Genomic DNA, 12212 nt, shown 5'->3' with positions numbered 1-12212 from the left:
GCTCCGATCGTTCGCCCCGGCTCACGCGGCGCCACGGGTGCTTTCGAAGAGAAACCAGGCGCGGCGTTCGGCTTCATCAACCCAGTTTTCGATCAGGCTGGCGGTGGCGATGTCGCCATGCTCGTCGCACAGGGCGTGGGTGGCCTTCATTAGCGAGACCAGCGTGAGATTGTCGTCGCGCAGTTCAGCCAGCATGTCGGCTGGCGTGACGAAAGCGGCATCATTGTCGAGCAGACGCTGCAGCCGGGAAATCTGACCGATCGAGCGGATCGTCGTTCCGCCGACCTTGCGGGCACGCTCTGCAATATCGTCGGTCATCGCAAAGATCTGTTCGCCCTGCTCGTCGAGCATCAGGTGATAATCACGGAAATGCGGCCCGCTCATATGCCAGTGAAAATTCTTGGTCTTGAGATAGAGCGCAAAGACATCTGCGAGCAGTGCGGTCAGGGCGCCGGCGATATCGGCCGTGGCGTCCGCAGCAAGAGTTGTCGGTGTGGCGAGCGGCGACTTGCGATGCTTTTCGGCGAGGGTGCGGTCCATGATGATCTCCTGAGATGTTGAGGATTTTGAAAATTTCAGAACTTTGAGACGAGAAGCGGGCTGTCGAAAGGGGCGGGAAGCCGGAAAAATGAGTGCGCAAACGAGCGGACTATGGTGCGCTGACTGCATGAGCCGCATCTGCAAAGATCGTGTGTCAAAAACTGCATCTTCGTTTCCTGCTTCCAAATCGTTCGGCTGATGGGATGGTTGTAGGCCAGCTTGCGAAGCCGCAACATCCAATGCATGGCTAGTCGAACCCACACCTTGGTATAGTTTCGCAAGTCCGGCGGAGACGTTAGAAATCAGGCGTCTTCAAGCTCCTCCATTGAAGACCCGCTGGGCCTCGAGCCCTGACGGTTCAGGCGCCCCCTCCCTGAGCCACCGGATGTCGCGATCCGTTTAAGGCCATCCTGGCGTGCTGGGATGGCCTTTCTTTTGCAGTGAGCTATGAGGTTGAGTTTGCAGGGAATAGTCGATTTTGAGTTTGCGTTTTTTTCCGGGGAATGGCTTGATGGCGCAGCCGCCATCCATATGGAAAACGCCCTTGCATTCGCTTCTTCTTGTGAATCCGAAACGACGCCTGCCGATCCGCCAGGAAATCCTCGTTCTTTCCTTCGCTTTCATGCTTGCGGCTACAGTCTTCTATATCGATACATTCACCGACATTCACAGCGCGCTTGCCACGCTCTACGTCATCACCCTGCTTCTTTCGGCAGAAACGCTGACGGAGAAGGGAACCCTGCTGCTCACGGCAGTCTGCGTCGGTCTGTCGCTGTTCTCCTATGTGGCGGCCCATGGGCTTCAGGGCGACCTTGCCGCGGCGCTGCGCCTGACTGTCGCCGTGGCGGCTATTTTGATCACCTGCGCGCTGGTCATCCGCAACTGGCGCGCCCGCCGCGATCTGATGAGGTTCAACGCCGCTCTGCAAAGCAGCGAGGAGCGCTACCGGACGATTTTCGAGCAGAGCCGCGTTGCCCTGTGGGAGCGTGACTACTCGAAGGTGCGTGGGCTTTTGACGGCGCTCCGGGCGGAAGGTGTCGTTGATCTGCGCGCTCATGCGCGGAATAATCCGGATTTCGTGGCAAATTGCATCGCCTGCATACCCACCGTCGCCGCCAATGCCGCGGCGCTTGAGCTTCTCGGCAACGTCTCGGCGGAAAACGCCGGCTCGATGCGGCGCTTCATTGCGCAAGACGACGCGACCTTTCTCGATCTGATGGTGGCGATCTTCAACAATGAAGCCCATTTCGAGGGCAAGGGGACTGTTGTCACCAGCGATGGCACTGCTAAACTCGTCCTTCTGACGGTCGGTTTTCCGCAAGATGCCGGAAATTTCGATCGCGTCATCGTCGGCATGTTCGACATCACCGAGCGCGAAATGGCACAAAAGGCGTTGTTCGAAGCCCAGGCCGAACTTGCACTCGCGTCACGTGCCGCCACTGTCGGAGCGCTGTCGGCATCGCTTGCTCACGAGCTCAACCAGCCGCTCGGCGCGCTGGTCGTCAATGCGCAGACGCTTTTGCGCTGGCTCGATCGCGACCCGCCGGATCTCGGAGCCGTGGCTCGCTCCGCCGAGCGCATCGTGCGCGACAGCCAGCGGGCGAGCGATATCATTCAAAGCACCCGGTCGATGCTGGGCAAGCGTGCGCCGGTGCTGGAGCCGGTCTCATTGGCCGATCTCGTGACCGAGACGCGGGCTCTGATGGAGAGTGAGCTGGCCAGGAGCAAAATCATCTTCGAAACCAGTGTCATGACCGATTTGCCCACCGTGAATGCGGTGCGTATCGAGCTGCAACAGGTGCTGATCAACCTGATCGCCAATGCTATCCAGGCCATGGCTGAAACTCCTGAGTCTGAACGGTCGATTTCAGTGAAAATCGAGCCTGTGGCCAGTGAGAGGGTTTCCGTCAAAATTCATGACAGCGGCCCCGGTCTTAGCGCCGACATTCTGGAAAAGCTTTTCAAGCCGTTTTGCACGACCAAGGAAGCCGGTCTCGGCATGGGTCTTGCGATTTGTCGCAGCATGCTGGAAGCCCGTGGCGCCACTTTGGTCGCCAGTAACCACCCGGAGGGCGGCGCGCTTTTCGAAATGACCGTACCCCTTGAGGCGAGCCATGACTGATGCAAGAAAGTCTGCCACAGACGCCACAAGCGACAGACCTGTCGTTTACGTCGTTGATGACGATTCATCGATCCGCGAGGCGCTGGTCGATCTCTTTCTGTCCATGAGCATGGAAGCAAGATCCTTCGAAAGCGCACAGGATCTGCTCGACAAGGCCGATCTCAGGCAGCCGGGCTGCATCCTGCTCGATGTTCGCTTGCCCGGCGCCAACGGTCTGGACTTCCAGCTGCATCTCGAAAAACTCGGCAACCGCATGCCGATTATCTTCATGACAGGTCACGGCGACATACCGATGAGCGTGCGCGCCATGAAAGCCGGTGCAGTCGATTTTCTTGCCAAGCCGTTTCGGGACCAAGATATTCTCGATGCCGTCTCCGTGGCGTTCCAGAAGGACCGGGAAATTCGCCAGCAGTCTGCGGCCAATGGCGCTGTTGCCGATCTGGCCAAGGCTCTGACGCGCCGTGAACAGGAGGTCATGGCAGCCGTCGTCAAGGGCCTGATGAACAAGCAGATTGCTTTCAATCTTGGTATCAGCGAGATCACCGTCAAGCTGCATCGGGGCAATGTCATGCGCAAGATGGAAGCGCGCTCCGTTGCCGAGCTTGTGCGCAAGGCCGAACTGCTTGGGCTATAGGGTTGAGCAACCTACACCCTTGTATGGTACAAGGCCCCGTCTGAAAGGTGCATTATAGTGGACAGTTGAGTTAACGAGGCAAGGCCCGAAATATTGTCCAGAAAACCTGTCATAGCCATCGTCGACGACGATCAGTCGATCCGCGAAGCCCTTGACGATCTCGTTTTGTCATGCGGCTACAAGAGCCGCCTGTTTACGTCCGCAGAAGCCTTTCTTGCTGCCGATGACCGCGGCGCGATCAGTTGCATGCTGGTGGACGTCAAGATGCCCGGACTGACGGGTATCGAGCTGCAGGCCGTGCTGAACGAGCAGACTGTGCCGAAGCCGCCGATGATCTTCATGACATCCTATCATGACGAACGGACAAAGGCGGCGGCGCTCAACGGCGGCGCGTTCGCTTTTCTCGGCAAGCCGGTCAATTTCGATCAGTTGGTGCTGTGTCTGGAAGAGGCGTTGAAGCACTGAGATCCGTCAACAGGCTATGAAAAAGGAGTGACATATCCATGTCGCATGGCTGTTCCCACACATCGACGATCCGTTCGGTCCGGCCCATGACGCTGGGCTGCGAGGAATGCCTGGAAACCGGGCAGGTCTGGCTTCACCTCAGGCTTTGCCGCGAATGCGGCCATGTCGGCTGCTGCGATCAGTCGCCGGGCCGTCACGCCACCGCGCATTTCCATGCCACGCGCCACCCGATCATCGAAGGCTATGATCCTCCGGAAGGCTGGGGCTGGTGTTATGTCGACGAGACGATGATCGACCTGCCGGACCAGACGCCACAGCGTGGTCCCATACCCCGATATTACTGACAAAACACGACGACACGACGACGTTCGCCGAAGCTTGAATGAGGGAATGATGGCAGATCTCAGCGCCCGCCGGCACCAGATGTTTCCGGTGCTCAATCCGCGTCAGGTCGAAACGGCCAAGCGCTTTGCCAACGGAGAGCCGAGGCGATTTGCGCCGGGCGAATTTCTCTACAGAGTTGGTGATCATGCGGCGCCCGCCTGGCTGGTGCTGGACGGATCGATGGACGTTTTTCGCCATGAAGGCCTTTCGCACGAGGCGCCGATCACTACCCACGGGGTCGGCCAGTTGTCCGGCGAGGTCAATCAACTCTCCGGCCGGCCGACGCTGGCCGGCGCGCGCGCAGGAGCCGACGGATGCACGGCCGTCGCCTTCGATCCGGCTCACCTGCGGGCGCTGGTGATCGGCTCGGCCGATGTCGGCGAGATCGTCATGCGCGCCTTCATTCTGCGCCGGGTCGGACTGATCGATGCCGGCGCGGGCTCCGTGCTGATCGGCACTGCCGGCAATGCCGCGTTGTCGCGCCTGCAAGGATTTCTGTCCCGCAGTGCCTTCCCCTATATCGTGCTCGATTCCGCCAGTGAAGGCGAAGGCCGCGCGCTGATCGAGCGTCTGGGCATTCTTGCCACCGAACTGCCGCTGATGGTCTGCCCGAACGGCACGGTGCTGAAGAACCCAACCGATGCCGAGGCCGCTGCATGCCTTGGGATGACGCCGGAACTGGTGCCCGGCAAGGTCTACGATGTCGCGGTCGTCGGTGCCGGTCCGGCTGGGCTGGCAACGGCGGTTTACGCCGCATCCGAAGGCCTTGATGTCATTGTCATTGATGAGCGCTCGGTCGGCGGGCAGGCGGGTGCTTCGTCACGGATCGAGAACTATCTCGGCTTTCCCACCGGCATCTCGGGCCAGGCTCTGGCCGGCCGCGCCTACAACCAGGCGCTGAAATTCGGCGCGGAACTTGTTCTGCCCATCGAGGTCCAGAGCCTCGCGTCGTCCAAGGGCGACGCTGGCGCGCTGACGCTCGATCTTGCCGGCGGCAAGTCCGTCACGGCCCGCAGCGTCGTCATCGCATCCGGCGCCCGCTACCGCCGTCCCGCCGTCGCCAATATCGAAACTTACGAAGGCAACGGCATTTCCTACTGGGCCTCGCCGATCGAGGCAAAGCTCTGCGCCGGCGAAGAGGTGGCGCTGGTGGGCGGCGGCAATTCCGCCGGACAGGCGATCGTCTTCCTCGCGCCACAGGTGAAAAAGCTGCATCTCGTCGTGCGGCGTGCGCTGGAGGATACGATGTCGCAATATCTGATCGACCGAATCAAGGCGCTGCCGAACGTGGAGTTGCATATGCATTGCGAGGTGTATGCCGTCGGCGGCGATCAAGCCACGGGGCTTGCTTCCGCCACCCTGCGCAACCGGCTGGATGGCATCGAGACGCAGCTTGCGCTTCACCATCTCTTCCTCTTCATTGGCGCGGACCCGAATGCAGGATGGGTCAGCGATAGGGTTCTGACCGACGATAAAGGGTTCATCGTCACAGGCCAGTCTTTCGATCGCTTGTGCCCTTTTACACGCAAGCCGTTGCCGCTGGAGACCAGCCTGCCGAATGTCTTTGCCATCGGCGATGTCCGGGCAGGATCGACCAAGCGGGTTGCCGCGGCGGTCGGCGAGGGCGCCGCCGTCGTGTCCCAGATCCATGCGGCGCTGAGTGCGATGACTGCCGCCCGCTGAGGCAAGGCGTCTTCGTATTCCTGCGAGTTGACTGTGGTACGCGCTACGAAACCAGGTCCATCCGGACCGATCACCAGATCCACAGTCTCATGCGCACCCCGGCGGGCGACCCGCCGGCGATCCTGATCCGAAGCCGTTTCATGTCGGTGACCTTAATGTCGGGCCATTGTAGACGGATGGCGGCGGTGATGAAGGAGTTTGACCGAGAAAGCGGCAAGGCCAAGGGCGGCTCCAAGAACGCTCACCAGAAGCCAGCCGCCGTACCCCCAGGCCAATGTCGCCAGTGCCGAACCCGCCGCACCGCCCAAAAACATGCCGGTCATGAACACGGTGTTGAGCCGGCTGCGCGCATCGGCATCGAGAGCGTAGACGATATGCTGGTTGGAGATCAGCGCGCTCTGGATGCCGAAATCCAGCACCACGACGCCGATGACCAGAGACATGATCGATGCCCATGCCCCGAAGATGACCCATGCGGCGATCGTCAAGCCCGCGCCCAGCCAGACCACGAAATGTGGCCCGCGTCTGTCGGCGACCCGGCCTGCAAGCGGTGCGGCAAATATGCCGACAGCGCCGACGATGCCGAACAGGCCTGCCACGTCAGCGCCAAGGTGAAAATTCGGGCCTTCGAGATAGAGCGCGAGGATCGTCCAGAAGGCGGTGAAGGAGGCAAACAGGAATGCCTGCATCACGGTTGCAGCCCTCAGCGCTGGATGGCGTTTCCAAAGCTGACCAAGCGACTGGATCGCCTGATGATAGCGCAGGGCTGATGTCGGCCGGTGATGCGGCAGGACGGCGAACATCAATCCGGCGGCTGCCAGCGCCAAGGGCACCCCGATCCAGAACATCTCCCGCCAGCCGGCATGCTCTCCGACGAAACCGGAAAGGGTCCGGCTGAACAGAATGCCGGAAAGAACCCCGGCCATGACCGTGCCGATCGTGGCGCCGCGTTTCTCGGGTGCTGAAAGCGATGCGGCGAACGGAACAATCTGTTGAGCGACGGTCGAACAGGCCCCGACGAGAACCGAGGCTGCCACCAGCATCCAGGCCGTCGGTGCCAAGGCCGCCAGCGTTAATGCCAGCGCCAGGACGACGAACTGCCCGATGATCATATGGCGCCGATTGACGAGGTCACCGAGCGGCAACAACAGAAACAGACCCAGCGCATAGCCGAGCTGCGTCGCCGTCGGCACCATGCCAGTGATCGGCTGGTGGCGGAATTCGGCCTCGATAATGCCGAGCATCGGCTGGTTGTAATAGATGTTGGCAACCGCGATGCCGCTGGCGGCGGCCATGGCCAGCAAAGCCGGCTGTCCTATTGCGTCGATTCGGGGTGAGGGGGATGCGGCATTCTGCGTCGGTCCCGTGATGGTCATCATATTGCTCCATTGCCTGCACTGATCGAACACAATTTAGACCCAGCAGTGGCTCGCGCACATTCAATGATGGATTACCTCTACCTATACATCGGTCTAGTGTCACAGGGCTGCCTCAGATGCTAGGGTATGCCGACGCATCGATAAGGAGACTGCGATGAGCGAAAAGCGGCCTGATGGCATCGAGAGTTATACCGCGCCTGCAGGCGGATGGGGGGCTCTCAAGGCGGTCGCCAACACGCTTGCGCGCCAGCAGATCGTTGCCGAGGGTGCGATGACCCTGCTCAAGGCCAACCAGCCTGAGGGCTTCGATTGTCCAGGCTGCGCCTGGCCCGATCCCAAACACACGAGCTCCTTCGAGTTCTGCGAGAACGGCGCCAAGGCGATCACTTGGGAATCGACGGCCAAGCGCGCAGGTCCGGATTTCTTCGCCAGCCATACGGTGGCCGATCTCTGGCACTGGACGGATCACAAGCTCGAGGATCAGGGCCGGCTGACCCATCCGTTTGTCTATGATCCGGAAACGGATCGCTACGTGCCGATCGAGTGGGATGCAGCATTTGCCCGCATCGCCGCCGGACTGAACAGTCTGCCCAGCCCGCATATGGCGGAATTCTATACGTCCGGCCGGGCTTCCAACGAGGCGGCATTCCTGTTCCAGCTTTTCGTTCGCGCCTTCGGCACGAACAATTTCCCCGATTGTTCCAACATGTGTCATGAGGCGACGAGCGTCGGCCTGCCGATGTCGATCGGTGTCGGCAAGGGCACCGTGACGCTGGACGATTTCGACCACGCGGACGCCATCTTCTCCTTCGGCCACAATCCCGGCACCAACCATCCGCGCATGATGACGACGCTGCATGACGCTGCGCGGCGGGGCGTGCCGATCGTCGTTTTCAATCCGCTCAAGGAAAGGGCGCTGGAGCGGTTTGCCGCGCCGCAGAACCCGGTGGAAATGGCCACGCTGTCCTCGACCCCGATCGCGTCTGCCTACCATCAGGTTCGCACCGGCGGCGATCTCGCGGCGCTCAAAGGCCTCATGAAACGAATTTTCGAGCGCGATGCTGCCGACATCGCAGCTGGCGGACCGGGTGTCCTCGATCGCGATTTCATCGAAAGCCATACGGTTGGGCTGGAGGCGCTGAAGGCGGATATCGAGCAGACCGAATGGCCGGACATCATCGAAAAATCCGGCCTGTCAATGGCCGCATTGGACAGCGCCGTCGATGTCTACCTCAAGGCCAGGAACGTCATTCTCTGCTATGGCATGGGTATTACCCAGCATGCCAACGGCACGGCAAACGTCCAGCAGCTCGCCAATTTCCTGATGCTTCGCGGCCATATCGGCCGTCCCGGCGCCGGCATATGTCCGCTGCGGGGACATTCCAACGTCCAGGGCGACCGCACGGTCGGCATCACGGAAATCCCCAATGCAGCGCTTCTGGACGGCATGGAGAAAGCATTCGGCTTTCGGCCACCGGCTGAAAAGGGGCATAACGCCGTCGAGGCGATCGAAGCTATCATCGAAGGCCGGTCCAAAGCCCTTGTTTGCCTCGGCGGCAATCTTGCCGTCGCCATGTCCGATCCGGAGGCCACCTTCGCGGGCATGCGCAAGCTCGATCTCGCCGTCCACATGGCGACCAAACTCAACCGCTCGCATCTGCTGATCTCCAAGACGTCGATCATCCTGCCGGTGCTGGGCCGCACCGATCAGGATATCCAGAGAGCCGGTGTCCAATCGGTCACGGTCGAGGATTCGATGTCGATGGTGCACGCTTCCCGCGGATTTCTGAAGCCCCCGAGCGACCAGCTTCGCTCGGAACCGGCGATCGTTGCCGGCTTGGCGCAGACGACACTTGGAGCCCGATATGGCATTGATTGGGAAGGTATGACCAACAATTACGACCGGATCCGCGACAAGATCGAGACCGTTTTCCCGGACTTTCACGACTACAACACGCGCGTCAGACGACCGGGTGGCTTCCGCCTCACCGTCGCTGCTTCGGATCGCGTGTGGAAAACACCGTCCGGCAAGGCCGAATTCCTGGTCGCACCCGGTCTGGATGAGGACGACCGCCTGCGCGATCCCGATGCTCTCGTGCTGACCACGCTGCGCAGCCATGATCAGTACAATACAACCATCTATGGCCTCGATGACCGCTACCGCGGTGTCTTCGGCCGCCGCGACGTTGTCTTCATGAACAGGATGGATCTTAAGGCTCGCGGTCTGGCCGATGGCGATCTTATCGATATCGAGGCGATGGGTGGAGAAAGCGCCAGGATCGTCGCAGGCTTTACTGCCGTCGCCTATGACATTCCGCCGGGCTCGGTGGCAGGATATTACCCCGAGATGAACCGGGTCATCGCCTTGGCCGATTACGACAAAAGATCCGGAACGCCCGCCTACAAGGGCGTGCCGGTTAAAATTCGCCGATCAGCGTAACCGGCCCTCTCCGGCTGTCGAACGCAGCAGGAGGATATGTGTCGGAGAGGTCGTTTCAGATCGCAGTCACGGCCACGCTTGCTGACCGGTAACCGAACGTGGTGCAGTGAGTCGGAACTCGTATTCCGGCGAGTTTTCGCCTGTCTAGAAATCTGTTTTGATCCGCATGGAACAAAGCGCTGTAACCTTGGTTTGCGTCCGTCTCTCAATCGCGGATGTGCAATGAATCTCTCCAGCTCGTTTTCCTCTCCTGCATCACCTGGACGCAAAGCGCCTCTGATCTGTTTTTCCCATTTGCGCTGGGATTTCGTGCTGCAGCGCCCGCAACACCTGATGGAGCGCTTCTCAAAAGACAGGCAGGTTTTTTTCTTTGAGGAATTTATTCCCACAGACCACAGTCTTGCCTATCTGGAAATCCATCCCTTTGCAGGAACGACCGTCAAATCCGTCCGTCCGCGGATACCGCACTGGTGGAACGAGCATGACCGTGAACGCGCATTGAGCCAACTGCTGGATGAACTGCTGGCGCTTCACGGCGCTTCACGCCCTATTTTATGGTTCTATACGCCCATGATGTATAGCTTCGCCCGTCATGTAGACGCCTCTGCGGTTGTTTACGATTGTATGGACGAGTTGGCGAATTTCAAATTTGCGCCCCCAAAGCTTCGGGAAACGGAAGCGGCGCTTATTACGCGCGCCGACGTCATGTTCACTGGAGGTCACAGCCTCTACGAGGCCAAACGTCACCTCCATGAGAACATTCATCCCTTTCCGTCGAGCGTCGATGTCGCGCATTTCGAAACGGCGCGAACATGCCAGGATGAGCCGTCCGATCAGCGATCGATCGCCGGTCCCAAGCTTGGCTATTACGGGGTCATCGACGAACGCCTCGATCTGGCGATGATCGGCGAGGTGGCCAAGGCAAGACCGGAATTTTCCTTTATTTTCATCGGCCCGGTCGTCAAGATCGCTCGCGAAGACCTGCCCAAGGCTGCCAACATTCACTACCTCGGCCAGAAGAATTACGATCAACTCCCGGCTTATCTTTCAGGCTGGAATGCTGCCTTGATGCCCTTTGCCCGGAATGACGCAACGAAATTCATCAGCCCGACCAAAACGCCTGAATATCTGGCGGCAGGACGCCCGGTCGTCAGCACGCCGATCACCGATGTGGTGCGCCATTACGGCGAGCTTGGCGGAGTCTTCCTGGCCGAAGATGCCAAGCGTTTCGCGCTGGCATGTGACGATGCCATTGCGCTGAAGAAGACGATGCCTGGCTGGTTGGCGCGCGTCGATACCATGCTGGCGGACCTGTCCTGGGACGGCACCTTCGTTTCCATGCGGGCGCTTGTGGAGGAGGCGACGACGCAGAGGCTCGTTTCCAGGCAATCTGCAAAAAGAGACCGGCCCAAAGCGCGTAAACCATCGTCGAACAGCTATGATTACATCATCGTCGGCGCAGGCTTTGCCGGGTCTGTGTTGGCCGAACGACTGGCGTCCGATGGTAGGAAACGGGTGCTGATCTGCGACCGGCGTCCGCATATTGCCGGCAACGCCTATGATTTTCAGAATGAAGACGGCATTCTGGTTCACCGCTACGGCCCACACATCTTTCATACCAACAGCGAAGATGTTTTCAACTATCTATCCCGTTTTACAGCGTGGAGGCCGTATGAACACCGTGTGCTCGCCCAAGTCGGCGATCGTCAATTGCCTGTCCCGATCAACAGAACGACACTGAATGGTCTCTACAGCCTGGATCTGCAGAACGAAGAGGACGCCGCGCGTTTTCTGGCGAGCCAGGCGGAGCCATGTGATGCGATCCTGACCTCGAAGGATGTGGTCGTGTCGCAGGTAGGCAGTGACCTGTACCGGACGTTTTTCGAAGGGTACACCCGAAAGCAATGGGGACTGGATCCTTCGCAACTCGACAAGTCGGTGACAGCGCGGGTGCCGACACGCACCAGCACGGATGACCGTTATTTTCTGGACAGTTTCCAAGCCATGCCGCTTCACGGCTATACCGCCATGTTCGAAAAAATGCTTGATCACGACAATATCACGGTTGTGACCGGCGCCGAATATGCCGATATCCGCAAGGACACGCGCGCGGCGCATACGATATTTACCGGTCCGATCGATGAATATTTCGACTACCGCTTCGGCCGGCTTCCCTATCGCAGCCTGAAGTTCCAGCACGAGACACATGATGTGGCGCAGAAGCTTCCGGTCGCCGTCGTCAACTATCCGTCAGAGGATGTCCCCTACACACGGGTTACCGAGTACAAGCATTTAACCGGGCAGATCCATCCGAAAACCAGCATGTCCTACGAATTCGCTTGTGCTGATGGCGATCCCTATTATCCGATCCCACGCCCGGAAAACCAGGCGCTTTATAAGCAGTATGAAGCGCTCGGGCGTGAACGGACCGATGTCACTTTTGTCGGACGGCTTGGAACGTATAAATATTACAATATGGATCAGGTGGTCGGCCAAGCATTGGCGACATACAGGCGGATGATGAAACCGGTTTCCGGTAAAGCAGTTGCTGCTGACACGCAATGA

At 59.6% G+C, this 12212-nt stretch carries 9 protein-coding genes; 7 read left to right on the top strand and 2 right to left on the bottom strand.

Annotated elements, in window-relative coordinates:
* Positions 1–21: 21 nt before the first annotated feature.
* Positions 22–540: a Dps family protein gene (locus PY308_RS18445; RefSeq protein ID WP_275785440.1), complete on the bottom strand. Its 519-nt coding sequence runs from the start codon at positions 538–540 to the stop codon at positions 22–24.
* Between the two features lie 544 nt (positions 541–1084).
* Between PY308_RS18445 and PY308_RS18440 the strand changes: the two genes are divergently transcribed.
* The 5 genes from PY308_RS18440 (at position 1085) to PY308_RS18420 (ending at position 5828) form a co-directional block, all read left to right on the top strand.
* Positions 1085–2662: a sensor histidine kinase gene (locus PY308_RS18440; RefSeq protein ID WP_275785439.1), complete on the top strand. Its 1578-nt coding sequence runs from the start codon at positions 1085–1087 to the stop codon at positions 2660–2662.
* Complete coding sequence (locus PY308_RS18435) at positions 2655–3296, top strand: response regulator transcription factor (protein ID WP_275785437.1); 642 nt, start codon at positions 2655–2657, stop codon at positions 3294–3296. Before PY308_RS18440 ends, PY308_RS18435 begins: the two co-directional genes overlap by 8 nt.
* 93 nt (positions 3297–3389) lie before the next feature.
* Positions 3390–3761, top strand: a complete 372-nt coding sequence (locus PY308_RS18430) for a response regulator transcription factor (RefSeq protein ID WP_275785435.1) — start codon at positions 3390–3392, stop codon at positions 3759–3761.
* A gap of 38 nt (positions 3762–3799) precedes the next feature.
* Entirely contained in the window at positions 3800–4105 is a 306-nt protein-coding gene (locus tag PY308_RS18425; RefSeq protein WP_275785433.1) for a UBP-type zinc finger domain-containing protein, read from the top strand.
* Positions 4106–4154: 49 nt separating this feature from the next.
* Positions 4155–5828 carry an FAD-dependent oxidoreductase gene (locus PY308_RS18420; RefSeq protein ID WP_275785431.1) on the top strand — a complete coding sequence of 558 codons (1674 nt, stop codon included), beginning with the start codon at positions 4155–4157 and terminating at the stop codon, positions 5826–5828.
* A 152-nt stretch (positions 5829–5980) separates the two neighbouring features.
* Here PY308_RS18420 and PY308_RS18415 read toward each other — a convergent pair whose 3' ends face one another.
* The gene (locus PY308_RS18415; protein WP_275791196.1) at positions 5981–7204 is read right to left on the bottom strand and encodes an MFS transporter; all 1224 of its coding nucleotides are present in this window, start codon (positions 7202–7204) and stop codon (positions 5981–5983) included.
* 157 nt (positions 7205–7361) lie between these two features.
* On the opposite strand from PY308_RS18415, the gene PY308_RS18410 reads away from it, so the two are divergent.
* Together PY308_RS18410 and glf are read left to right on the top strand one after the other, a co-directional pair.
* Positions 7362–9647, top strand: coding sequence for an FdhF/YdeP family oxidoreductase (locus tag PY308_RS18410; protein WP_275785429.1), 2286 nt, complete (start codon positions 7362–7364; stop codon positions 9645–9647).
* Between the two features lie 222 nt (positions 9648–9869).
* Complete coding sequence (gene glf, locus PY308_RS18405) at positions 9870–12212, top strand: UDP-galactopyranose mutase (protein WP_434064168.1); 2343 nt, start codon at positions 9870–9872, stop codon at positions 12210–12212.

Origin of the sequence: Pararhizobium gei, assembly GCF_029223885.1 — a bacterium.
Lineage (GTDB): Bacteria > Pseudomonadota > Alphaproteobacteria > Rhizobiales > Rhizobiaceae > Pararhizobium > Pararhizobium gei.
This window is presented reverse-complemented; position numbering and strand designations above follow the sequence as displayed.

Coding starts and splice junctions, on each gene's coding strand:
- PY308_RS18445 (WP_275785440.1), bottom strand. CDS start 540: ATGGACCGCACCCTCGCCGAAAAGCATCGCAAGTCGCCGCTCGCCACA.
- PY308_RS18435 (WP_275785437.1), top strand. CDS start 2,655: ATGACTGATGCAAGAAAGTCTGCCACAGACGCCACAAGCGACAGACCT.
- PY308_RS18425 (WP_275785433.1), top strand. CDS start 3,800: ATGTCGCATGGCTGTTCCCACACATCGACGATCCGTTCGGTCCGGCCC.
- PY308_RS18420 (WP_275785431.1), top strand. CDS start 4,155: ATGGCAGATCTCAGCGCCCGCCGGCACCAGATGTTTCCGGTGCTCAAT.
- PY308_RS18415 (WP_275791196.1), bottom strand. CDS start 7,204: ATGACCATCACGGGACCGACGCAGAATGCCGCATCCCCCTCACCCCGA.
- PY308_RS18410 (WP_275785429.1), top strand. CDS start 7,362: ATGAGCGAAAAGCGGCCTGATGGCATCGAGAGTTATACCGCGCCTGCA.
- glf (WP_434064168.1), top strand. CDS start 9,870: ATGAATCTCTCCAGCTCGTTTTCCTCTCCTGCATCACCTGGACGCAAA.